21 protein-coding genes are annotated in these 21,770 nt (G+C 71.8%); 12 read left to right on the top strand and 9 right to left on the bottom strand.

Features of this window, described 5'->3' with window-relative positions:
• The 3 genes from H5V45_RS04980 to H5V45_RS04970 all read right to left on the bottom strand — a co-directional run bounded on the left by H5V45_RS04980 (position 1) and on the right by H5V45_RS04970 (position 2,290).
• Positions 1–915, bottom strand: coding sequence for an alpha/beta fold hydrolase (locus tag H5V45_RS04980; protein WP_185251920.1), 915 nt, complete (start codon positions 913–915; stop codon positions 1–3).
• 91 nt (positions 916–1,006) lie between these two features.
• Positions 1,007–1,252, bottom strand: coding sequence for a hypothetical protein (locus tag H5V45_RS04975; RefSeq protein WP_185251919.1), 246 nt, complete (start codon positions 1,250–1,252; stop codon positions 1,007–1,009).
• Between the two features lie 183 nt (positions 1,253–1,435).
• A complete protein-coding gene (locus tag H5V45_RS04970; protein ID WP_343061424.1) occupies positions 1,436–2,290 on the bottom strand; it encodes an EamA family transporter in 855 nt (284 codons plus the stop codon).
• A 64-nt stretch (positions 2,291–2,354) separates the two neighbouring features.
• Between H5V45_RS04970 and H5V45_RS04965 the strand changes: the two genes are divergently transcribed.
• Both H5V45_RS04965 and H5V45_RS04960 read left to right on the top strand, forming a co-directional pair.
• Positions 2,355–3,437: a WD40/YVTN/BNR-like repeat-containing protein gene (locus tag H5V45_RS04965; RefSeq protein ID WP_343061423.1), complete on the top strand. Its 1,083-nt coding sequence runs from the start codon at positions 2,355–2,357 to the stop codon at positions 3,435–3,437.
• A 30-nt stretch (positions 3,438–3,467) separates the two neighbouring features.
• Positions 3,468–3,923 carry an SRPBCC family protein gene (locus tag H5V45_RS04960; protein ID WP_185251917.1) on the top strand — a complete coding sequence of 152 codons (456 nt, stop codon included), beginning with the start codon at positions 3,468–3,470 and terminating at the stop codon, positions 3,921–3,923.
• A 121-nt stretch (positions 3,924–4,044) separates the two neighbouring features.
• Here H5V45_RS04960 and H5V45_RS04955 read toward each other — a convergent pair whose 3' ends face one another.
• Positions 4,045–4,983, bottom strand: a complete 939-nt coding sequence (locus tag H5V45_RS04955) for a phosphotransferase enzyme family protein (protein WP_185251916.1) — start codon at positions 4,981–4,983, stop codon at positions 4,045–4,047.
• Between the two features lie 77 nt (positions 4,984–5,060).
• Between H5V45_RS04955 and ilvD the strand changes: the two genes are divergently transcribed.
• Complete coding sequence (gene ilvD / locus H5V45_RS04950) at positions 5,061–6,755, top strand: dihydroxy-acid dehydratase (protein ID WP_185251915.1); 1,695 nt, start codon at positions 5,061–5,063, stop codon at positions 6,753–6,755.
• A 93-nt stretch (positions 6,756–6,848) separates the two neighbouring features.
• On the opposite strand, the gene H5V45_RS04945 is transcribed toward ilvD, so the two are convergent.
• Positions 6,849–7,472: a hypothetical protein gene (locus tag H5V45_RS04945; RefSeq protein WP_185251914.1), complete on the bottom strand. Its 624-nt coding sequence runs from the start codon at positions 7,470–7,472 to the stop codon at positions 6,849–6,851.
• A 135-nt stretch (positions 7,473–7,607) separates the two neighbouring features.
• Between H5V45_RS04945 and H5V45_RS04940 the strand changes: the two genes are divergently transcribed.
• Complete coding sequence (locus H5V45_RS04940; protein ID WP_185251913.1) at positions 7,608–8,816, top strand: aminotransferase class V-fold PLP-dependent enzyme; 1,209 nt, start codon at positions 7,608–7,610, stop codon at positions 8,814–8,816.
• Between the two features lie 28 nt (positions 8,817–8,844).
• On the opposite strand, the gene H5V45_RS04935 is transcribed toward H5V45_RS04940, so the two are convergent.
• Together H5V45_RS04935 and H5V45_RS04930 are read right to left on the bottom strand one after the other, a co-directional pair.
• On the bottom strand, positions 8,845–9,192 hold the full coding sequence (locus H5V45_RS04935; RefSeq protein WP_185251912.1) for a UBP-type zinc finger domain-containing protein: 348 nt from the start codon (positions 9,190–9,192) through the stop codon (positions 8,845–8,847).
• A gap of 43 nt (positions 9,193–9,235) precedes the next feature.
• Positions 9,236–9,883, bottom strand: coding sequence for a Pr6Pr family membrane protein (locus H5V45_RS04930; RefSeq protein WP_185251911.1), 648 nt, complete (start codon positions 9,881–9,883; stop codon positions 9,236–9,238).
• Between the two features lie 58 nt (positions 9,884–9,941).
• On the opposite strand from H5V45_RS04930, the gene H5V45_RS04925 reads away from it, so the two are divergent.
• The 4 genes from H5V45_RS04925 to H5V45_RS04910 all read left to right on the top strand — a co-directional run bounded on the left by H5V45_RS04925 (position 9,942) and on the right by H5V45_RS04910 (position 12,046).
• Positions 9,942–10,652 (top strand): GNAT family N-acetyltransferase, encoded by a 711-nt coding sequence (locus tag H5V45_RS04925; RefSeq protein WP_185251910.1) that lies wholly within the window; start codon positions 9,942–9,944, stop codon positions 10,650–10,652.
• Positions 10,653–10,739: 87 nt separating this feature from the next.
• Positions 10,740–10,919: a hypothetical protein gene (locus H5V45_RS04920; protein ID WP_185251909.1), complete on the top strand. Its 180-nt coding sequence runs from the start codon at positions 10,740–10,742 to the stop codon at positions 10,917–10,919.
• A gap of 57 nt (positions 10,920–10,976) precedes the next feature.
• Positions 10,977–11,393 (top strand): VOC family protein, encoded by a 417-nt coding sequence (locus tag H5V45_RS04915; RefSeq protein ID WP_185251908.1) that lies wholly within the window; start codon positions 10,977–10,979, stop codon positions 11,391–11,393.
• Positions 11,390–12,046, top strand: coding sequence for a 4a-hydroxytetrahydrobiopterin dehydratase (locus H5V45_RS04910; protein ID WP_343061422.1), 657 nt, complete (start codon positions 11,390–11,392; stop codon positions 12,044–12,046). Before H5V45_RS04915 ends, H5V45_RS04910 begins: the two co-directional genes overlap by 4 nt.
• 83 nt (positions 12,047–12,129) lie before the next feature.
• On the opposite strand, the gene H5V45_RS04905 is transcribed toward H5V45_RS04910, so the two are convergent.
• Positions 12,130–15,363 (bottom strand): S8 family serine peptidase, encoded by a 3,234-nt coding sequence (locus H5V45_RS04905; RefSeq protein WP_185251907.1) that lies wholly within the window; start codon positions 15,361–15,363, stop codon positions 12,130–12,132.
• 492 nt (positions 15,364–15,855) lie between these two features.
• Between H5V45_RS04905 and H5V45_RS04900 the strand changes: the two genes are divergently transcribed.
• The 3 genes from H5V45_RS04900 (at position 15,856) to ilvC (ending at position 19,265) form a co-directional block, all read left to right on the top strand.
• The gene (locus H5V45_RS04900) at positions 15,856–17,598 is read left to right on the top strand and encodes an acetolactate synthase large subunit (protein WP_185251906.1); all 1,743 of its coding nucleotides are present in this window, start codon (positions 15,856–15,858) and stop codon (positions 17,596–17,598) included.
• Positions 17,598–18,146 carry an acetolactate synthase small subunit gene (ilvN, locus tag H5V45_RS04895; RefSeq protein WP_185251905.1) on the top strand — a complete coding sequence of 183 codons (549 nt, stop codon included), beginning with the start codon at positions 17,598–17,600 and terminating at the stop codon, positions 18,144–18,146. The genes H5V45_RS04900 and ilvN overlap by 1 nt, the downstream gene beginning before the upstream one ends.
• Positions 18,147–18,236: 90 nt before the next feature.
• Positions 18,237–19,265, top strand: coding sequence for a ketol-acid reductoisomerase (gene ilvC / locus H5V45_RS04890; RefSeq protein WP_343061421.1), 1,029 nt, complete (start codon positions 18,237–18,239; stop codon positions 19,263–19,265).
• A gap of 71 nt (positions 19,266–19,336) precedes the next feature.
• Here the strand turns inward: ilvC and H5V45_RS04885 are convergent, their stop codons facing one another.
• Positions 19,337–19,927, bottom strand: a complete 591-nt coding sequence (locus tag H5V45_RS04885; protein WP_185251904.1) for a hypothetical protein — start codon at positions 19,925–19,927, stop codon at positions 19,337–19,339.
• A gap of 142 nt (positions 19,928–20,069) precedes the next feature.
• Between H5V45_RS04885 and H5V45_RS04880 the strand changes: the two genes are divergently transcribed.
• Positions 20,070–21,728 carry an APC family permease gene (locus H5V45_RS04880; RefSeq protein ID WP_185251903.1) on the top strand — a complete coding sequence of 553 codons (1,659 nt, stop codon included), beginning with the start codon at positions 20,070–20,072 and terminating at the stop codon, positions 21,726–21,728.
• Positions 21,729–21,770: the final 42 nt, after the last annotated feature.

Raw genomic sequence — 21,770 nt, 5'->3', positions numbered from 1 at the left:
TCAGCCCACCCGCTCCAGGAAGTCGCAGAGCAGCGCGTGCACGCGGTCCGGCTGCTCCATCTGGATGAAGTGGCTGGCGCGGAGCTCGACGTACGTCGCCCCGTCGATGCGCTGGGCGGCGGAGAACATGTCGCGGGCCCCGGCGAGCACGTCGTACGTGCCGGCGACGAACTCGGTGGGCACGCGGATGCCGCTGAGTGAGACCCGGGCGTGCTCGGAGGTGCGGAGCGCGAGGTGGGCGTACCACTCGACCGGCGTCGTCAGGAACTCCGCCACCGCGACCGCCGCGAGCTCGGGGTCGGGCACGGGGAACATGAAGCCGGTGTGGGTCAGCAGGTCGATGGCCTTCGGCCCGATCGGCAGCCGCGAGGCGACCGGCGTGAGCAGCCGGCCGCTGAGCTTCAGCGCGCGGGACATGTTCACCGTCAGGGTGCGGGCGAACAGGTGCGGCAGGTGCAGCGGGCCGAGCATCGTGGCGAAGGTGTCACCGGGGACGCCGGCGACCGCGAACAGCCCGGACACCCGCTCGGGGTTGCGGACGGCGAGCTCGAACATCGTGTTCACGCCCATCGACCAGCCCATGAGCACCGCCCGGTCCACGCCGAAGTGGTCCATCACCGAGAGGCCGTCCTCGACGAACTCCGCGATCCCGACGCGCTGCGGGTCGGCGGGGCGCTCGGAGCCGCCGGTGCCGCGGTGGTTCCACGACACGACGCGGACGCCGCACTCCGGGCGGAGCAACGCCGGCCAGGTCCACGGGTTCGTCCCGAGGCCGTTGCAGAGCACCACCGTGGGGCCGTCGATGGTGCCGTCGGGGTCGTTCGTCCACGCCCGCAGGCGGGTGCCGTCGTCGGAGAGGACCTCGTGGAAGGTGAGCGTCTCGGCGGTGGCGGCGCGGGCGGCGGAGGCGGGCATGGCCCCGATTGTGCCCCAGCGGACCACGCGACGGAGGGACCTGTGGCTGAGTTCACCGGGGCTCCCAGGGAGGCGGGAGACCCCGGTGAACTCAGCCGTGCGCAGCCTGGGCTGCAACCTCCGCTGCCGGGAGTCCGCCGAGGGAGGCAAGGAACTCCTCGACGTCGTCGATCTCCGCACGCCGTTGTGCGAGAGCGGTGGAGGCGATCATGGCGTTGCGGCGAGCCCGCTGCTGGGACTCGACCGGCCAACGGGTGACGGCGTGGACGAGGGGCGTCACGGAGTGCGCGACGAGGGGGGTGCTGCCGAGTCTGGTGAACCGTGCGGTGGTGAACATCTGGTCTCCCCGGTTGAGTTCGTGTCATCGAACCTAGGCCCGTGCCGCGTCGTGCGAGTCAACGTCGTGTGACGGTCCCGTGAACTCGGTCGCACGGCGGCCGGGTTCCGGAGCGAGGAGTCTCAGCCGTACCTGGTGCGGCTCACACTCCTCGCTCAGGGCGAAAGACGCCGCCTCGCGGGCTCAGTCCGGCACGGGCTCCGCGAGCGTCGCACCGCTCCGGGTGGCGCCGACGCTGGCGACGACGACGCACGCCATCGCGCCCCACTGCAGCGGGCTGAGCAGCTCGCGCAGCACGACGATGCCGGCGAGGGCCGCGACGGCGGGCTCGAGGCTCATCAGCACGCTGAAGACGGCCGGCCTGAGGGAGCGCAGCGCGACGAGCTCGCAGCTGTAGGGGATGACCGAGCTCAGCAGGCCGACCGCGGCACCGAGCGCCAGCAGGTGCCCGTCCGCGAGGCTGTCGCCGCCCGGGCGGAGTGCGAGCGGCGTGAGCAGCAGGGTCGCCACGATGCTGGCGACGGCGAGCCCGTCGAGACCCGGCCAGCGGCGACCGGTCTGCGCGCTGAGGAGGATGTACGCCGCCCACGAAGCGCCCGCGAGCAGCGCGAAGAGCACGCCGGCCAGCGTGAGGTCCGCGCGCTCGAAGCCCAGCAGGGCGACGCCGATCGCGGCGAGCAGCACCCAGGCGAAGTCCCGCAGCCGGCGCGAGCCCAGCACGGCCAGCGTCAGCGGCCCGACGAACTCGATCGTGACCGCGATCCCCAGCGGGATCCGCGCGAACGACTGGTAGATCGCCCAGTTCATGATCCCCAGGCTGGCCCCGAGCCCGACGACCACGAGCCAGTCCCGCGTCGTACGCCCGCGCAGCGCCGGCCGGGCCACGGCCGCCAGCACGAGCGCGCTGGTGACCAGGCGCAGCCACACGATCGTGGTCGGCTGCACGTCGTCGAAGAGGCTCTTGGCGATGCCCGCGCCGAACTGCACGGAGAAAATTCCGATCAACACCAGCCAGACCGGTGAGAATCGGGGCGTCACCCGGTCAATCTAGTTGGGCGGACTCGCGCGCCCGGACCTCGGACGCCTGATGGAAGGAACGCACGTGGACACGGTCTTGCTGATCGGCACCCGCAAGGGACTCTGGATCGGACGCTCGGACGAGGCCCGCCTCGACTGGGAGTTCACCGGGCCGCACTTCGACATGGAGGAGGTCTACTCCTGCATGGTCGACACCCGCGGCGCGACGCCGCGGCTCCTGGCCGGGGCCTCGTCGAGCTGGCTCGGCCCCCAGGTCCGCATCTCCGACGACCTCGGCGCCACCTGGCAGGAGACCCCGAACGGCGCGATCCGCTTCCCGGAGGGCTCGGGCGCCACGCTCGAGCGGGTCTGGCAACTGGCGCCCGGCGCCGAGGACGGCATGGTGTACGCCGGCACCGAGCCGGGTGCGGTGTTCCGCTCGAGCGACGGCGGCGAGACCTTCGCGCTCGAGCAGGCGCTCTGGGACCACCCGCACCGCCCCGACTGGCAGGCCGGCTTCGGCGGCCAGGCCTTCCACACCGTGCTGCCGCACCCGAGCGACCCGCAGTCGGTGACGGCCGCGCTCTCGACGGGCGGCGTCTACCAGACCACCGACGGCGGCGCCTCGTGGCAGCCCCGCAACCAGGGCATCCGCGCGGAGTTCCTGCCCGAGGGCCAGCAGTACCCCGAGTTCGGCCAGTGCGTCCACAAGATCACCCGGCACCCGTCGATGCCGGAGCGGCTCTACCTCCAGAACCACGGCGGCGTCTACCGCTCCGACGACGAGGGCGGCGTCTGGAAGTCCATCGCCGACGGGCTGCCGGCCGACTTCGGCTTCCCGATCGTGGTGCACCCGCACGACCCCGACACGGTGTTCGTCTTCCCGATCAACGGCGGCGACCGCCGCTACCCGCCGGACGCGAAGGCCGCGGTCTGGCGCTCGCGCGACGCGGGGGAGACCTGGCAGGAGCTGTCCTCCGGACTGCCCGAGACGTTCTTCGTCGCGGTGATGCGCGACGCCATGTGGGCCGACGGTCACGCCTCGGCGGGGCTCTACTTCGGCGCCCGGAACGGCGCCGTCTGGGGCTCGGCCGACGAGGGCGAGACCTGGCGCCAGCTGATCGCCGACCTGCCCGACGTCATGTGCGTGCGGGCCGCTGCCGTCTGACGCTCGCCGCGTGCACGAGAGGATGTCGCCATGAGCTCCTACACCGTCAGCCGGTCGACCACGATCGACGCCGACCGGGCCGCCGTGCACGCCCTGGTCGTCGACCTCCAGGCCTGGCAGGCCTGGTCGCCCTGGGAGGGCCTCGACGACGACCTGCAGCGCACCTACACCGGCCCCGAGGCCGGCGTCGGCGCGCACTACGCGTGGTCCGGCAACCGCAAGGCGGGCCGCGGCAGCATGGAGGTCGTGCGGTCGACGCCCGAGGAGGTCGGCATCCGGCTCGAGTTCCTCAAGCCGTTCCGGTCCACCAGCGACGTCGTCTTCACGCTCGTCCCGCGCGGCGAGGCCACCGAGGTGACCTGGACGATGTCCGGCGAGCAGACCGGCGTCGCCACCGTCTTCGCCAAGGTCGTGCCGATGGACAAGCTGATCGGCAAGGACTTCGAGCGCGGTCTCGCCCAGCTCAAGGCGACCGCCGAGGCCTGAGGCGGCCGCCGAGCACCCGTCGCTGCGATAGTCCGCCACGTTTTTGTCGCCGGAGACCCTCACGGACGACGAATTCGTGGCGGACTATGCCGCCGCAGCGACCGCCGACGCCTGAGCGGGCTCACCCCACGGCGTCGAGGATCGAGGCCACCAACGCGGGCGACGAGGGCTCGTCGAGGAACTCGCCGACCCACGCGGCGTTGTCGGCGCGGTCCTCGTCGGTCGTGGCCGCCAGCCAGCGCTCGCAGCCGTTCTGCGCGATGTGCGCCGACTGCGCGAGCAGCATGGTGAGGTCGCCCGGCCCGCGCAGGCGGCCGGGCCCGCCGGCCGCGGCGTAGGCCGAGGACAGCGCCCGCATCCGGCCCGGGTCCCCGAGGCCGAACTCCAGCAGCGGCACGGCCAGCTCCTGCGACGGGCTGCCGGGGCCGCAGTTCTCCCAGTCGAGCACCACCAGCCCACCGTCCGCGGCCCGCAGCACGTTGTCGGCCCACAGGTCGCGGTGGCACACCTGGCGGTCCGACGCGACGGCGTACGACGCCTCGACGGCGAGCACCCCGGGCAGCACCTCCGCGAGCCGCTCGGCGAAGGGCGCCCCCGCGGCCCGCAGCCGGGCGAGCAGTGACCCCCACGCGGAGGCACCGATCGGCGCGGCGTACCACCCCTCGACGGCCTCGTCCGTCGGCACCACCACCCGGTGGATGCGCGCCACGAGCTCGCCGACCTCGGCGGGGTCCAGGCGCCGTTCCGGCGGCAGCAGGTCCACCCACGCGTAGGCCCGCACCGGGCCGCCGACGTCCGCGAGCACCCGGCCCTCGACCGTCCGCACCACCGCGGGCACCGGGACGCCGGCGGCGCGCACGCGGTCCTGGTACGCCGCCTCCCGCTCGACCCGGTCGGCGTCGAGCGCCAGCGCCGTGTCCTTGACCGCCAGCCGCTCGCCCCCGGCGGTGAGCCGCCAGATCCGGCCCTGCCGCCCCGCGGCGACCGGGCCCTCGAGCAGGGCCGCGCCGCGCAGGCCGAAGGCCTCGGCGACGGCGGCCGCGTGCGTCGGGTCCAGCATGGCCGCACCCTAGGGCCTCCTTCTCGGTGGTCGAGCCTGTGGCGACCGCGGCTCCCGCACGCGATTACCCTCGACCCATGACCGACGAGCGCGCGCAGGACGACCGGATCGACATCAAGCCCCGCTCCCGCGACGTGACGGACGGCCTCGAGAAGGCCGCCGCCCGCGGCATGCTCCGCGCGGTCGGCATGGGCGACGACGACTGGGAGAAGCCGCAGATCGGCGTCGCGTCCAGCTGGAACGAGATCACCCCCTGCAACCTGTCGCTGGACCGCCTCGCGAAGGCCGTGAAGAACGGCGTGCACGCGGCCGGCGGCTACCCGCTCGAGTTCGGCACGATCTCGGTCTCCGACGGCATCTCGATGGGCCACGAGGGGATGCACTTCTCGCTGGTCTCCCGCGAGGTCATCGCCGACTCCGTCGAGACCGTGATGATGGCCGAGCGCCTCGACGGCTCGGTGCTGCTGGCCGGCTGCGACAAGTCCCTGCCCGGCATGCTGATGGCCGCGGCGCGCCTCGACCTCGCGTCGGTCTTCCTGTACGCCGGCTCGATCATGCCCGGTCAGGTCGACGGCCGGGACGTCACGATCATCGACGCCTTCGAGGCCGTCGGTGCCTGCCTCGCCGGCAAGATCACCCGCGCCGAGGTGGACCGCATCGAGCGCGCGATCTGTCCGGGCGAGGGCGCCTGTGGCGGCATGTACACCGCCAACACGATGGCCGCCGTCGGCGAGGCCCTCGGCATGAGCCTGCCCGGCTCGGCCGCGCCGCCGGCCGTGGACCGCCGCCGCGACGGCTTCGCACACCGCTCCGGCGAGGCCGTCGTCGAGATGCTCCGCCGCGGCATCACCGCCCGCCAGATCATGACCAAGGAGGCGTTCGAGAACGCCATCACCGTCGTCATGGCGCTCGGCGGCTCGACCAACGCGGTCCTGCACCTGCTCGCGATCGCCCGTGAGGCGGAGGTCGACCTGACCCTCGACGACTTCAACCGGATCGGCGACAAGGTCCCGCACCTCGGCGACCTCAAGCCGTTCGGCAAGTACGTCATGAACGACGTCGACAAGGTCGGCGGCATCCCCATGGTGATGAAGGCCCTGCTCGACGCCGGCCTGATGCACGGCGACTGCCTGACCGTCACCGGCCGGACGATGGCGGAGAACCTCGCCCAGATCGCCCCGCCCGCCGTCGACGACGACGTGATCCGCTCCCTCGACCGGCCGATCCACAAGACCGGTGGCCTGACCATCCTCAAGGGCACGCTGGCGCCCGAGGGTGCGGTCGTGAAGAGCGCCGGCTTCGACGAGTCCGTCTTCACCGGCACCGCCCGCGTCTTCGACGGCGAGCGCGCGGCGATGGACGCGCTGGCCGCCGGCGAGATCAAGGCCCGCGACGTGGTCGTGATCCGCTACGAGGGCCCCAAGGGCGGCCCGGGCATGCGCGAGATGCTCGCGATCACCGGCGCGATCAAGGGCGCCGGGCTCGGCAAGGACGTGCTGCTGCTGACCGACGGCCGCTTCTCCGGCGGCACCACCGGGCTGTGCGTCGGCCACGTGGCGCCCGAGGCGACCGACGGCGGGCCGATCGCGTTCGTCCGCGACGGCGACGCGATCACGCTGGACGTCGCGAACCGCCGCCTGGACGTCGAGATCGACGATCTCGAGGCCCGCAGGGAGGGCTGGTCGCCCAAGCCGCCGAAGTACACCCGCGGCGTCCTCGGCAAGTACGCCAAGGTCGTGCAGTCCGCCGCGCACGGCGCCGTCACGAGCTGAGCGGCCCCACGCCGTACGGCGTGCTCCGCGTGCGCCGTCCCGACCGTGGACGAGGGCGCCGGAGCGTGTCCGGCGCCCTCGTCGGTCAGCGGGTCAGACGCCCAGGCCGAGTGCGGCCAGGATGTCGTTGAGCAGGGTGGTCAGCCGGCCGAGAGCACCGGCCAGTCCACCGTCGAGCAGACCGGTCACCGCGCACAGCAGGTTGCCGAGCAGGTTGCCGGCCCCCGACTGCGCCACGATGTCGAGCACGACCCGGTCCAGGTGGACCTGGAGGCCCAGCACGTCCAGGTCGAGCGGCGCCAGCACGAGGTGCAGGATGTCGCACGCGGCCCGGTCGGCCGCCCCACGCGCGGAGGCCGGCGTGCCGTTGATCGACTTCACCTTGAGCGTCCGCATGGCGGCGAACGTCCGGGTGCTGCCGTCGGCCTGGTGGACGACGCCCTGGAGCAGGCCACGCACCTTGACGTGACCGTTCTTCTTCGTGAAGTGCAGCGGGGTGAACTTGCCGTTGACCTTGTCGCCGGTCGCCGTGGTGCCGACGATGCGACTGGTCATGGACCCCTGGGGTGAGCTGGCGACAGGCTTCTGCGCCGTGGGGGTCGTGGTGGCGCCGGCCGTGGACGCGCCCGCGGTGGCGAGCACCAGGGACAGGCAGACCATGAGCGGCAGGACGAGCGCGGTGGCCCGTCCCCTGAGGGTGCTTCCGAGATGTGACATGTGGTTCCTCCCGAGTGGCGGGCCGACCCTCCGTCGGCCCGGTCGGCGACAGCCGACCCCGGTGAGACGGCGCGACGGTGCCCCCATGACGCGCCTCACACGACCGGGCACCGGGGCTGCGGTAGGAATGAGCCCGTGACCGACGCCGCCCAGCTCGACCGTGACGACCCCCTGTCCCCGCTCCGCGGCCGCTTCGTGGGGGCGGAGTCCCCGCTGGTCTACTTCGACGGCAACTCGCTCGGACGACCGCTGCGGGCGACGGGGGAGCGGCTGGCCCGCTTTGTCGACGAGGAGTGGGGCGGCCGGCTGATCCGGGGCTGGGACGAGTCCTGGATGGCGCTGCCGGAGCGGATCGGCGACGACCTCGCGCGGGTCTGCCTGGGCGCCGCGGCGGGGCAGACCGTGGTCGGCGACTCGACGACCGTGCTGCTCTACAAGATGATGCGCGCGGCCGTGGCCGCCCGGCCGGGTCGCTCCGAGATCGTCATCGACCGCGACAACTTCCCGACCGACCGGTACCTCGCCGCCGGCATCGCCGACGAGCTCGGCCTGACCGTCCGCTGGATCGAGGTCGACACCGCGGCCGGCGTCACCGCCGAGCTGCTCGCCGACGCCGTCGGTCCGCAGACCGCGCTGGTCGTGGTCAGCCACGTCGCCTACCGCTCCGCCTGGCTGGCCGACCTGGCCGAGCTCACCCGGATCACCCACGAGGCCGGGGCGCTGATGCTGGCGGACCTCTGCCACTCCGCCGGCTCGGTGCCGACGGAGCTCGACGCCTGGGACGTCGACATCGCGGTCGGCTGCTCCTACAAATACCTCAACGGCGGCCCCGGCGCCCCCGCCTTCGTCTACGTCGCGGAGCGGCTCCACGACGAGCTCACCCAGCCCATCCGGGGCTGGATCGGGGCCGACCAGCCGTTCCTGATGGGGCCGTCGTACGCCCCCGCCGCGGGGATCCGCCGCTTCCTCTCCGGCACCCCGCCGATCGTCGGCATGCTCGCGATCCAGGACATGCTGGCGCTGGTGGAGGAGGCCGGCATCGAGGCCGTGCGCGCGAAGTCGGTCGGGCTGACCGAGCACGCGATCGCGCTGACCGACGAGGTGCTGGCGCCGCTCGGCGTCGTCGTCGCCTCCCCGCGGTCGTCCCACGAGCGCGGCGGCCACGTCACCGTGAACCACCCGCTCATGCGCGAGGTCACGGCGGCCCTGTGGGCGCGCGACGTGGTCCCGGACTACCGCGACCCGCACGGGCTCCGTCTCGGGCTGTCGCCGCTCTCCACGTCGTACGACGAGGTCGACCGCGGCATCGCGGCCGTCCGCGAGGAGCTCGACCGGCTGGTCTGAGCGGCTGGTCCGCTCGGGCGTGCCGCGGCTAGTGCACGTGGTCCTGCCAGTCGGCGGGCACCCGTCCGGCCGGGCCGGGCACCGGCTGGTCCTCGGGGTGGGCCGTCGGCGGCGCCAGCGGCGGCCCGAGGAAGCCCTGCTCGCCCGCGAAGTCCCAGAACCAGTCCTCGCCCGGCTCGAAGCTCCGCATCACCGGGTGCCCGGTCGCACGGAAGTGGGCCGTCGCGTGCTGGGCCGGCGAGGAGTCGCAGCAGCCGACGTGCCCGCACTGCGCGCAGCGGCGCAGGTGCACCCACCAGCCGCCGTCGGCGTCGCACTCGACGCAGCCGGAGCCGCTCGGCGGGACGGTGGGGTCGATGCCGGCGCGCTCGCTCATGGGGGCACGCTAGTCCTCGGCGGCCCGCACGTCAGTCCGGCGTTCAGTTCCGTGGAGCCGGTGCCGCCCGGCGGTCGACCGCGAGCGCTGCGCCGAAGAAGGCGACCACGAGCACGGTGATCCCCAGGCAGGCCACGACCACGGCGCCCGCGCCGTCCTCGGCGGGGTCGAGGAACGGGTAGGGGTACCACCCGCTGAGCGCGCCCACGGCCAGCGTCCAGGCGAGCCAGGCCAGCGGCCACAGCAGGGCCAGCGCCGCGGTCCGGACGCTCGCGCGCGGCCGGGGTCCGAGGAGGACCCAGCCGACGACCGCCAGCAGCGGCACCGCGACGTGCAGCAGCTTGTCGGCGACGTAGTCCGCCCCGTCCAGGTCGAGCAGCGGGCGCAGGAGCACGAAGTGCACCAGCCCGGTCACCGCGATGCCGACGACCCCGGCCAGCCGCAGCACCCGCCAGCCGGCGCCGTCGCGGGCCGGGTCGCGGGCCAGGGTGATCGCGGCGACCGCGACCAGCAGGTTGCTCTGGATCGTGAAGTACGACGCGAACCGGCCGAGCCGCAGCGCCAGCCCGGGCGGGTCCTGCTCGGCGAGGACCGCGGAGCCGGACACCACCAGGACGAGCTGGAGCAGCAGCGCGGCCACCGCGACGACGGCCGTGACCAGGTGCCAGCGGCGCGCCCACGAATGGCTCATCTGCGCAGCGTAGGGCCGGCCGACCGCTTCACGGCGTACGCCGTCGTAGGTTGCGGGGATGACGACGAACGAGCACGGGCAGCAGGTCGGCGACGAGGTGCCGGAGTGGACCGCGCGGACGCCGCCGGGCCCGGTGACCCTGGCGGGCCGCTACGTGCGGCTGGAGGCGCTCGCCGCGGAGCACGCCGAGCCGCTGTTCGAGGCGCTCTGCGGTCCGGACGACGCCCCGCTGTGGACCTACCGTCCCACGGACCCGCCGACGGACGTCGCCGGTATGGCCCGGGTGGTCGCGGAGACGGCCGCGTCGCCGGACACCGTGACCCTGGCGATCGTCCCGCTCGACACGGGACGTGCCGCCGGGATGGCGACGTACTACCGCGTCGACCCCCAGCACGGCACGATCGAGGTGGCCGGCGTGATCTACGCGCGGTCCCTGCAGCGCACCCGGGCCGCGACCGAGGCGATCCACCTGATGGCCTGCCACGCGTTCGAAGAGCTCGGCTACCGGCGCTTCGAGTGGAAGTGCGACAGCCTCAACGAGCCGTCCGCGCGAGCGGCCCGGCGCCTCGGCTTCACCTACGAGGGCCGCTTCCGGCACCACATGGTGATCAAGGGACGCAACCGCGACACCGACTGGTTCTCGATCACCGACACCGAGTGGCCGGCGGTGCGCGGCCGCAACGAGCGGTGGCTGGACCCGGCCAACTTCGAGGACGACGGCACCCAGCGGACCCGGTTGAGCGCGCTGGTCGCCGACGCCCCTGCCTGACCGGAAAGGCCAGCCGTGCGGCCCGCGCTCTGGCAGGCTGGGGTCGACGGCGCTACCCGACGCGCCGACGAGCGACAGGACCCCGACATGCGCGAGACCCTCTGCCGCTGGGGCTGGCTGTTCGCCCTCCTCGCCGGGGTCGCCGCGTTCGTGTGGTTGCCGCCGGGGGAGCTGACCACCCGCTGGGTGCTCGGGCTCCAGGCGCTCAGCGTCGGGCTCCTGCTGCTCGTCGCGCTGCGGCGCACGCGCACGACGCGTCGCGACTGAGCGGCGCGATCCCGGCAGCCCCTCGGCACTGTCCGACGCCGTGGCAGGGTGGTCGGCATGGACCAACGGATCAGCTTCGTCACGCTCGCGGTGCGCGACCTCGACGCCAGCCGCGCCTTCTACCTCGACGGCCTCGGCTGGAAGGCCGCCCTCGACGTCCCCGGGGAGGTGCTGATGATCCAGGCGGGGGAGCACCTCGTGCTGTCGCTGTGGGTGTCCCACGAGTTCGAGGCCGAGGTCGGCCCGATCCGCCGTGGCGAGGGCGTCGCGCCGATCACCCTGTCCCACAACGTGCGCACCGAGGCGGAGGTGGACGAGATCCTCGCGACCGCCCGCGCCGCCGGCGCCGAGCCGGTCGGCGAGGCCGTCCAGCGCGAGTGGGGTGGCTACACCGGCTACTTCGGCGACCCGGACGGCTTCCGCTGGGAGATCGCGACGAACCCCGGCCCGATCGGGCAGGTGGTCCTGCCGTGAGCGACGAGACGATGGGGCACGTCGCCGTCGAGGCCGAGGGGCTCGACGACTGGCGGATCCTCTTCAGCGCCCTGCACGCCCGCTTCCTCACCGGCGACTTCGCCACCGGGCTGCGGCTCGTGAACGCGATCGGCGCCGAGGCCGAGGCGATGGACCACCACCCCGACCTCGACCTGCGCTACCCCCACCTCAACGTCAAGCTCACCAGCCACGACGTGCACGGCGTGACGCAGCGCGACGTCCGGCTGGCCCGGCGGATCAGCGAGCTCGCGGCCGCCGAGGGGGTCGGCGCCGACCCGTCGGCCGCCTCCGTGCTGGAGATCGCCCTCGACACCGCCGACCGTGCCGCGATCCAGCCCTTCTGGCGGGCCGTGCTCGGGCTCACCGACTCCCCGTCGTACGACGAGGAGCTGGTCGACCTGAACGGCGCACTGCCCACGGTCTGGTTCCAGGCCACCGACCCGCACGACGAGCCGCGGCAGCGCTTCCACCTCGACCTGCGGGTGCCGCCCGAAGTGGCGGAGGGCCGGATCGCGGCGGCGGTGGCGGCCGGCGGGGTGCTGGTCACCGACGAGCACGCGCCGCGCTTCTGGGTGCTGGCGGACGTCGAGGGCAACAAGGCCTGCATCACCACCTGCCAGGGCCGGGACTGACGGGCTCCTGACGCAGCGAAACGGCCCCGGTGCCGAGCACCGGGGCCGTTCCGTCATGCGGTTCTAGCAGTTGGAGCTGTCGATCACGGCGTGGCGGCCGGGATCTCGACGACCTCGGCACGCTTGCCCGAGGCACCGTGGAGGTGCAGCACCAGCGCCTGGGCGGGCGTGATGCCGGTGTTGGCGACCGGAACGGTCGTGCCGCCCTGGTCCTCGTACAGCGGCGCGTCGATCTCCAGCTTCGGCCGGCCGGCGTCGTAGACGACGGGGGTCGAGCTGTCGGTGTTGCTGCCGCTGAACGCGTTGAACACGCCCACGGTGTAGGTGATCGGCGTGCTGGCGTTGCCCGTGGGCACACCCAGGGCGTCGAGGTACACGGGCATCGTCACGACGTTGTTGTCGAAGACGTTGGTGTCCGTGTCACCCAGCAGCTGGTTCACCGGCTCGAGGTCCACCAGGTCGCCCGACGCGAGGTCGACCGTCCAGGCGTACAGCAGGTCGGTGTCCGCGATCGGCTGGATGTAGGTCTCGAAGTCCGGCGTCTGGTCGCCGTCGACGTCGTAGTCGACGAACGGCACGTTCACCGTGCCCACGTCCACCCAGTCGGCGTACGTCGACAGACCGAAGGTCAGCAGGCTGTCCTGACCGGTGCCGGTGCGGACCGCCCCGACGTACTGCAGGTCACCGGCGCGCTCGGTGCGCGTGGTGGCGCAACCGGTCGTGACGGTGTCGGTGCAGGTCGGCAGCTTGGGGCTGGTGGCCCCGAGCTCGAGGACCGAGACCAGCGAGGTGTACGCCGTGGAGTCGGAGCCCTGCTTGACGCCCGCGCCCGCGAGGTCGACGCCGGTCGCGCCGGCGGTCGCCTTGGTGACGGAGACGGGCTTCGGAGCGGCGTAGACGGGCACGCGCAGCGCGGCCTTCTTGCCGGGCTTGACCAGCAGGCGGCCGGACGCGTCGGTGACGTACTGACGCGCCTGGTCCTGGTCGTAGTAGACGTTGGTCTGCGTGGTGGCCATCGTGGGGTCGATGGTGTGGCGCAGCGCCTTGGGGTCGACCGTGAGCGTGACCTTGACGGTCTTGGCCTTGCCCTTCTTGATCGTCACCGACTTCGGCGAGACGGAGTACTTCGCGCCGGGGGAGGTGTTGACGGCCTGGTAGGCCAGCTTGATCGTCTGCGTCTTCTTGCCGACGTTCTTGATCTTGACCTTCTTGGTCTTGGTCACCTTGCCACCGTTGACGGGCACCGGGACGACGCCGAAGCTCGCGGAGACCGGGTTGTTCTTGCCCTTGGTGTAGGCGAGGACCTTGGTCGCGGACGCGGCGCGCGCGTCGATGCGGCCGGAGCCGACCCGGGCCGGCGCGTAGCGCTTTCCCTTGTGGTTGGGCTCGGTGTAGACGTCGTGGCCGGCGGTGTTCATGACGGCGGCCTTGACGAGGAGCGGCGACCACTTGGGGTGGGCGGCCTTGACGAGCGCGGCGACACCGGCGGTGACCGGGGTGGCCATCGAGGTGCCCGAGATCGTGAGGACCTTGTTGCCCGTGCCCACGCCCGCGGAGCTGACCGTGTCACCGGGAGCGGCGACGTCGGGCTTCACGGAGTTGATGGAGCCGTGGGTGCCGCGCGAGCTGAAGCTCGACAGCGTGTCCGAGATGGACGGCGTGACGTCCTTGATCGTCGCCTGGAGGGCGCCGTCGAAGGTGACGTTCAGGGTGCCGGCCTCGGCGGCGGGACGGAGCTTGTCCGTGCCGACCTTGGGGAGCTGGAAGACCGGGATCTGCGTGTCGCCGGTGATGCCGGCGCCGAAGACGTTCAGGCCCGAGGTGAAGACGGCACCGATGGCACCGGCGTTCTTGACGTTGGCCGAGCGGCCGACGGAGCCGCAGCGACGCGTGGCGTCGTTGTCGTCCCACTCGAGCCAGGCGACCTTGCCGGCGACCTTGGCGGCGTCGGAGGCCGACAGCGGCGAGCAGCCGTCGGCGTTGGCGCCGGGGATGGTCGCGACGGTGCCGGTGACCGGCTGGCCGGTCGGGCCGTTGTTCGGCCAGTCGTAGGCGACCGACATCTGGCCGGCGGCGATGCCGGCGACGCCGGACGGGGCGTTCACCTTGATGCCGTCGCGCTGCTGGAGCGCGTCGACGGTGCTCGCCACGGCCAGGGAGCTGGTCGCGTTGCCGGGCTCGCCACCGATGTCGGTGATGTCGCCCGCGTTGCCCATCGCGATGACCGAGAGCACGCCGTGGCGGGCGAGGGCGTCGACGACCTTGTTGTCGGCGCTGTCCTCGTTGCCGTAGTCGCTGCCCAGGGACAGGTTGACGATGTCGAGGTGGTCCTTGAAGTTGCCGTCGCCGTTCGGGTCGAGCGCCCAGTCGAGGGCGGCGATCGTGACGTCGGTGGAGCCGTCGCAGCCGAAGACGCGCAGCGGGTAGAGCTGGGCCTCGGGCGCCATGCCCGGGCCGATGTCCATCTTGAGCAGCTTGCTCTTGTTGAGCTTCTTGTACTTGCCGCTGAAGACCTTGCCGTTGCCGCCCACGCCGTACCCGGCCGCGGTGCCCGCGACGTGGGTGCCGTGCTCGTTGCAGTCGAGGGGGTTCTCGTCCGGCTTCGGGACGGGCTGGTAGGACGCCGACGTCGGGTCGGCGTTGTAGTCGTCGCCGACGAAGTCGTGGCCGCCGATGATCTTGGCCTTGGCCTTCTTCGGCAGCGCGGCACGCCAGCCCGGGTCGGTGTCGCTGGCCAGCGCGGCCTGGTAGGCCTCCACCGTGCCCACGCCGCCGAAGTCGGCGTGCGTGTAGTCGAGCCCGGTGTCGATGATCCCGACCTTGACGCCCTTGCCGGTGTTGCCGGCGTACTTCCAGGTGTCGACGGCCTTGACCAGCGAGGCGACGTTCGCGTTGGACGGCGACTGCGTCGCGATCCGGGTCACCGAGACGACGTCGTCGTTGGCGAGCAGGGCCCGCACACCGGCGGCGGTCGTCTTCAGCCCGACGCCCGGCAGGGCGTTGGAGATCGTGAAGATCTGCGTCGCGCGCTTGTCGGCCGAGCGGGCCGAGGCGAGCGCACCCTCCGCAGCGCGCGCGACCTGGGCCCGGAGGGCCGAGACCGAGCCGCCGCGGCTGGCGACGTCGGCGCCACTGGCACCGGCGAGCTCCACGAGGACGGACTGACGACCGTCGGCGACGGTCAGCGGGTTGGTGAAGGCCTTGGCCCCGGGCTGGAGCTTGCCGTGGTGAAGAGCAGGCGCCTTCGCCGCAGGACGCGTGTCCTGAGCGGCGAGGGACGGACTGGCCGTGGCTGCGGTGGTGGCAGCCAGGGCCAACGCGGTCAACGCTGACCAGCGGACGGATCGGGATCGGTTCACCCGAGATCCCCTTTCGAGCATGAGGCGGACGGCAGGACATCCCTGTCGTGTGGGGGGTGCTGACCGCGTGTTCCGGGTGTGACGTGGATGACATGCGGCCCGTGGCACCTTAAGCGCGAAATTGCCCGTTGTGGAGGATCTGCGACAGGAATTAACAGGATTCGCGCAACCTCCCGTCTGCCTCCCCGTGGCCGTCCGTTTGGTGGGATCGTCGTCTCAGTGGACGAGACAGCGCGAGGGGCGGGATGACGGCCCCGGGTCGCGGCGGCTAGCGTGCTGGCATGCAGACGGAGATTCTCGTACTTTCGCGGCGCGCGGGCTGAGTCGACACCGACCCACAGCACGCGCGTCACCCCTCGTTGCCCACCGGCCGAGGGGTTTTTTGTTGGGCAGGGCAGCACCACGAGCAGGTCGTCCGCGGGGCGGGTGACCGGAACAGGAAGCAAGGGGATGAGCGAGCAGATCACCGGCGCGCAGAGCCTGATCAAGTCGCTGGAGGCGGCCGGGGCCGAGAACATCTTCGGCATCCCGGGTGGCGCGATCCTCCCGGCGTACGACCCCCTCATGGACAGCTCGATCCGCCACATCCTCGTGCGGCACGAGCAGGGCGCGGGCCACGCGGCGCAGGGCTACGCGTCCGCGACCGGCAAGGTCGGCGTCTGCATGGCGACCTCGGGACCCGGCGCGACCAACCTCGTGACCCCGCTCGCCGACGCGCACATGGACTCGGTCCCGCTGGTCGCGATCACCGGCCAGGTGGGCGCCGCGATGATCGGGACGGACGCCTTCCAAGAGGCCGACATCCGCGGCATCACGATGCCGATCACCAAGCACAACTTCCTCGTCACCGACCCGCTCGACATCCCGCGGACGGTCGCCGAGGCGTTCTACATCGCCTCGACCGGTCGCCCCGGCCCCGTGCTCGTCGACGTCGCGAAGTCCGCGCTGCAGTCGATGACCGACTACGCGTGGCCGACCGAGCTCCAGCTGCCCGGCTACCGCCCCGTCACCAAGCCGCACGCCAAGCAGATCCGCGAGGCCGCGAAGCTGATCCTCGAGGCCCGCCGTCCCGTCCTGTACGTCGGGGGCGGCACGATCCGCGCCGCCGCCTCGCGTGAGCTCAAGGTGCTCGCGGAGCTCACCGGGATGCCCGTCGTGACCACGCTGATGGCCCGGGGCGCGTTCCCCGACAGCCACCCGCAGCACCTCGGCATGCCCGGCATGCACGGCACCGTCGCCGCGGTCGCGGGTCTGCAGCGCAGCGACCTGATCATCAGCCTCGGCGCCCGCTTCGACGACCGGGTGACCGGCAACCTCGACTCGTTCGCCCCCGGCGCCAAGGTCATCCACGCCGACATCGACCCGGCCGAGATCGGCAAGAACCGCGTCGCCGACGTCCCGATCGTGGGGGACTGCCGCGAGGTCATCAGCGACCTCGTCGTGGCCCTCAAGGCCGAGGCGGACGCCGGGCACACCGGCGACTACCAGGCCTGGGTGGAGTTCCTCGCCGGCATCAAGATGCGCTACCCGCTCGGCTACGACACGCCGGCCGACGGCAGCCTCAGCCCGCAGTACGTCATCGAGCGTCTCGGCGCGATCTCCGGCCCCGACACGATCTTCACCTCGGGCGTGGGGCAGCACCAGATGTGGGCCGCGCACTTCATCAGCTACGAGAAGCCGAACACCTGGCTGAACTCCGGCGGCCTCGGCACGATGGGCTACTCCGTGCCCGCCGCGATGGGGGCCAAGGTCGGCATGCCCGACTCGACCGTCTGGGCGATCGACGGCGACGGCTGCTTCCAGATGACCAACCAGGAGCTCGCCACCTGCGCGATCAACGACATCCCGATCAAGGTCGCGATCATCAACAACGAGTCGCTCGGCATGGTGCGCCAGTGGCAGACGCTCTTCTACAACGAGCGCTACTCCAACACCGACCTGCACTCGAAGCGGATCCCCGACTTCGTGAAGCTCGCCGAGGCCTACGGCTGCGTCGGGCTCGCCTGCGAGGACCCCGCCGACGTGGACGCCACCATCAACAAGGCGATGGAGATCAACGACGTGCCCGTCGTCGTCGACTTCCGCGTCCACCGCGACGCCATGGTCTGGCCGATGGTCGCCGCCGGCACCAGCAACGACGAGATCAAGTACGCCCGCGACCTGGCCCCCGAGTTCGACAAGGACGACCTGTGATGAGCACCCACACCCTCAGCGTCCTGGTCGAGAACAAGCCCGGTGTCCTCGCCCGGATCGCCGGCCTGTTCAGCCGCCGCGGCTTCAACATCGACTCGCTCGCCGTGGGACCGACCGAGCACCCCGAGGTCTCCCGCATGACCATCGTGGTCAGCGTCGACGAGTCCCCGCTCGAGCAGGTCACCAAGCAGCTCAACAAGCTGGTCGAGGTGATCAAGATCGTCGAGCTCGACCCGACGGCCTCGGTCAACCGCGAGCTGATGATGGTCAAGATCGGCGCCACCACCGAGACCCGGGGCCAGGTGCTCGACACCGTCCAGCTCTTCCGCGCCAAGGTCGTCGACGTGGCGACCGACGCGGTCACCGTCCAGATCACCGGCAACGCCGCCAAGCTGGCCGACTTCCTGCGCGTCGTGGAGCCCTTCGGGATCCGCGAGCTCGTGCAGTCCGGCATGGTCGCGATCGGCCGGGGCTCCCGGTCGGTCAGCGAGCGCACGCTCCGGCCCGTGCCCGTGCCCGTCCCGGCGCCACCGGCCCGCACGGCCTGACCCACCCCCCCCCCCCCCCCCCCCCCCCCCCCGACGTACCCCCTCCGATTCACCCAGATCCGATTAGTCCCCACCAGAAGGAGAGCCCCCGTGGCTGAGATGTTCTACGACGACGACGCCGACCTGTCCCTGATCCAGGGCAAGAACGTGGCCGTCATCGGTTACGGCAGCCAGGGTCACGCCCACGCGCTGTCCCTGCGCGACTCCGGCGTCGACGTGCGCATCGGCCTGCAGCCGGGCTCGAAGAGCCGCGCCAAGGCCGAGGCCGAGGGCCTGCGCGTCCTCACGCCCGCCGAGGCCGTCCAGGAGGCCGACGTCGTCGTGATCCTGGCGCCCGACCAGCACCAGCGGAAGCTGTACGCCGAGGAGATCGCCCCGCACCTGGCGCCCGGCGACACCCTGGTCTTCGGCCACGGCTTTAACATCCGCTTCGGCTACATCACCCCGCCCGAGGGCGTCGACGTGTTCATGGTCGCCCCCAAGGGCCCCGGCCACCTGGTCCGTCGCGAGTACGTCGACGGCCGCGGCGTCCCGGTCCTCGTGGCCGTCGAGGCCGACGCCTCCGGCAGCGCCTGGGACCTCGCGCTGTCCTACGCCAAGGGCATCGGCGGCCTGCGCGCCGGCGGCATCAAGACCACCTTCACCGAGGAGACCGAGACCGACCTCTTCGGCGAGCAGGCGGTCCTCTGTGGCGGCGCCTCGCAGCTGGTCATGTACGGCTTCGAGGTACTGACCGAGGCGGGCTACCAGCCCGAGGTCGCCTACTTCGAGTGCCTCCACGAGCTCAAGCTCATCGTCGACCTGATGTACGAGGGCGGCATCGCCAAGCAGCGCTGGTCGGTCTCCGACACGGCCGAGTTCGGCGACTACGTCTCCGGCCCCCGCGTCATCGACGAGCGCGTGAAGCAGAACATGCAGGCCGTCCTCGAGGACATCACCAACGGCTCCTTCGCCGAGCGCTTCATCACCGACATGGACAACGGCTCGCCGGAGTTCACGAAGTTCCGCGAGCAGGGTGCGGCCCACCCGATCGAGAAGACCGGTGCCGAGCTCCGCAAGCTGATGGCCTGGGTCAAGAGCCACGACTCCGACTACGTCGAGGGCTCCTCCGCCCGCTGACCCCGCCGACGCCGAGTCGGCGCATCTGCACGGGTTCCTCCGTGCAGATGTGCCGGCTCGGCGTTGCTGCATCAGCGGCCGGGCGACACGAGCAGGCTCACGTCCCCGCCGACCCACTGGGCGCCGTCCTGCCAACCGTCGCTGTAGTCCAGGTCGAAGCCGTGGAACACCAGCGTCCCCGCGCGCGTCGGCGTGATCGCCACGACCAGCTGCTGGGTCCCGACCCAGGCCATCGCGTCGGTGGCCGCGACGGGGTCGGCGCAGTCCTGGCGGAAGTCCGCCTCCGCGACGACGCCGATGGGGGCGTACGACGCCCCGGCGACGTGCGTGCACAGGTAGTAGTCGAAGGTCGCACCGCTCGAGTCGGCCGAGTCGCTCACGCCGTGCGGAGTCGCACCGTGGAGGTGGACCCGGGACTCGCCCCGCCCGTCCGGGTAGGTCACCCCGACGTACATCGTCTCTCCGACCGTCGCGCGGGTCGACCCGACCCCCCACCCGCCGTACGGCTCGAACGCCGTCGGGTGCCGCCACGTCCAGCCGACGGCGACAACCGCCGCGACGACGGCGAGCACCAGGGCGCCGAGCGCGACGCGCCGCAGCCGGGTCGGCCGTCCGGTGTCCTCGGATGAGGGCGGGCGCGGCGAGGTGTCGAGGGCGGTCACGGTCACGGAGTATGCCGCTGGAGGGGCGCCCCCGTCGCAGAACCGTGCTCCGCCCGACGATCACGATCTGGGTGTGAATTCCCGGGGAAGTGGGCACGAACGAGAGGTTTCGTTCGTTGTAGCCCCTTCCCTCGGAGGTCGGATGACAGTCACAGAGGCTCCCCAGCCGAAGCAACGCAACACCAAGCTGGTCCGCGAGGTCGGCATCATCGGCCTCACCTGGGCCTCGATGGGCTCGATCATCGGGTCCGGATGGCTCTTCGGCCCGCAGGAGGCGCTCATCGCCGCCGGCCCGGCCGCGATCATCTCCTGGATCGTCGGTGGCGTCGCCATCGTGGTCCTGGCCCTCGTGCACGCTGAGCTCGGCGGGATGTATCCCGTCTCCGGCGGCACCGCCCGGTTCCCGCACTACGCCTTCGGGGGCGTCGCCGGGGCGTCGTTCGGCTGGTTCGCGTGGCTCAACGCCGCGACCGTCGCGCCGATCGAGGTCTCCGCGATGCTGACGTACGCCGGCCACTACGGCTTCGCGGACGGCTGGATCAACCCGGACACGGCCGTGCTCAGCTTCACCGGCATCGTGGTCGCGATCATCCTGATGGCGGTCCTGACGGCCATCAACTTCCTCGGCGTCAAGAAGCTCGCGGCCACCAACAGCGCGGCGACGTGGTGGAAGATCGCGATCCCGCTGCTCACGATCCTGGTGCTGGCGCTCGCCAACTTCGACACCAGCAACCTGACGGCGGCCAACGGCTTCAACCCCGAGGGACTCAAGGGCATCTTCGCCGCGGTCTCGACCGGCGGCATCATCTTCAGCTACCTCGGCTTCGAGCAGGCCGACCAGCTGGCGGGGGAGTCGGCCAACCCCAAGCGCGACGTCCCGTTCGCGATCATCGGCTCGGTCGTCTTCGGCACGATCCTCTACATCCTGCTCCAGCTCTGCTTCCTCTTCGCGCTCCCCAAGAGCGCGATCGGCGACACCTGGGACCAGGTCGGCGACGGCCTCTACACGACGTTCACCGGCCCGTTCGCCGAGATCGCGAGCCTGCTGAGCATCGGCTGGCTGGCCGCGATCATCTACGCCGACGCGATCATCAGTCCCGGTGGCACCGGCCTGATCTACACGACCGGCAGCTCGCGGCTGGCGTACGGCCTGTCCCGCAACGGCTACGTCCCCTCCGCCTTCGAGTGGACCAACAAGCGCAACGTGCCGTGGGTCGGGCTGCTCGCCGCCTTCGTCACCGGCTGCATCTGTTTCCTGCCGTTCCCGAGCTGGCAGTCGCTGGTCGGGCTGATCACGAGCGCCTCGGTCCTGATGTACGGCGGGGCGCCGCTCTCGCTGGGCGTCTTCCGGCGTCGGCTGCCGGACGCGGAGCGTCCCTACCGCCTGCCGGCGGCCGAGATCCTGTCGCCGCTGGCGTTCGTGATCGCCAACCTGATCATCCTGTGGACCGGCTGGGACACCGTGTGGAAGCTCGGCGTCTCGATCCTCATCGGCTACGCGATCCTGGTCGCCAACCGGGTCTTCAAGCTCAACGAGCACAAGCCGACGCTCGACTGGAAGGCCGCGTCCTGGCTGATCCCGTACCTCCTCGGCATGGGCGTGATCATCTACGTCAGCGACTTCGGCCCGAAGGGCGACGACGCGCTCATCGGCTTCGGCTGGGACATGTTCGTCGTCGCGGTCTGGAGCCTGGTCATCTACTACTGGGCGATGGCCGTCGGCCTGAGCACCGAGAAGATCGAGGAGATGATCGGCGAGGTCGAGGAGCCCGAGGAGGGCATGGAGCCCGTCGCGCACTGACCCCCGCCATCGCCGAGTCGGCGCATCTGCAGGGAAATGTTG

Origin of the sequence: Nocardioides luti (genome assembly GCF_014212315.1) — a bacterium.
Taxonomy (GTDB): domain Bacteria; phylum Actinomycetota; class Actinomycetes; order Propionibacteriales; family Nocardioidaceae; genus Nocardioides; species Nocardioides luti.
This window is presented reverse-complemented; position numbering and strand designations above follow the sequence as displayed.

Coding starts and splice junctions, on each gene's coding strand:
- H5V45_RS04980 (WP_185251920.1), bottom strand. CDS start 915: ATGCCCGCCTCCGCCGCCCGCGCCGCCACCGCCGAGACGCTCACCTTC.
- H5V45_RS04975 (WP_185251919.1), bottom strand. CDS start 1,252: ATGTTCACCACCGCACGGTTCACCAGACTCGGCAGCACCCCCCTCGTC.
- H5V45_RS04960 (WP_185251917.1), top strand. CDS start 3,468: ATGAGCTCCTACACCGTCAGCCGGTCGACCACGATCGACGCCGACCGG.
- H5V45_RS04955 (WP_185251916.1), bottom strand. CDS start 4,983: ATGCTGGACCCGACGCACGCGGCCGCCGTCGCCGAGGCCTTCGGCCTG.
- ilvD (WP_185251915.1), top strand. CDS start 5,061: ATGACCGACGAGCGCGCGCAGGACGACCGGATCGACATCAAGCCCCGC.
- H5V45_RS04945 (WP_185251914.1), bottom strand. CDS start 7,472: ATGTCACATCTCGGAAGCACCCTCAGGGGACGGGCCACCGCGCTCGTC.
- H5V45_RS04935 (WP_185251912.1), bottom strand. CDS start 9,192: ATGAGCGAGCGCGCCGGCATCGACCCCACCGTCCCGCCGAGCGGCTCC.
- H5V45_RS04930 (WP_185251911.1), bottom strand. CDS start 9,883: ATGAGCCATTCGTGGGCGCGCCGCTGGCACCTGGTCACGGCCGTCGTC.
- H5V45_RS04925 (WP_185251910.1), top strand. CDS start 9,942: ATGACGACGAACGAGCACGGGCAGCAGGTCGGCGACGAGGTGCCGGAG.
- H5V45_RS04920 (WP_185251909.1), top strand. CDS start 10,740: ATGCGCGAGACCCTCTGCCGCTGGGGCTGGCTGTTCGCCCTCCTCGCC.
- H5V45_RS04915 (WP_185251908.1), top strand. CDS start 10,977: ATGGACCAACGGATCAGCTTCGTCACGCTCGCGGTGCGCGACCTCGAC.
- H5V45_RS04900 (WP_185251906.1), top strand. CDS start 15,856: ATGAGCGAGCAGATCACCGGCGCGCAGAGCCTGATCAAGTCGCTGGAG.
- ilvN (WP_185251905.1), top strand. CDS start 17,598: ATGAGCACCCACACCCTCAGCGTCCTGGTCGAGAACAAGCCCGGTGTC.
- H5V45_RS04880 (WP_185251903.1), top strand. CDS start 20,070: ATGACAGTCACAGAGGCTCCCCAGCCGAAGCAACGCAACACCAAGCTG.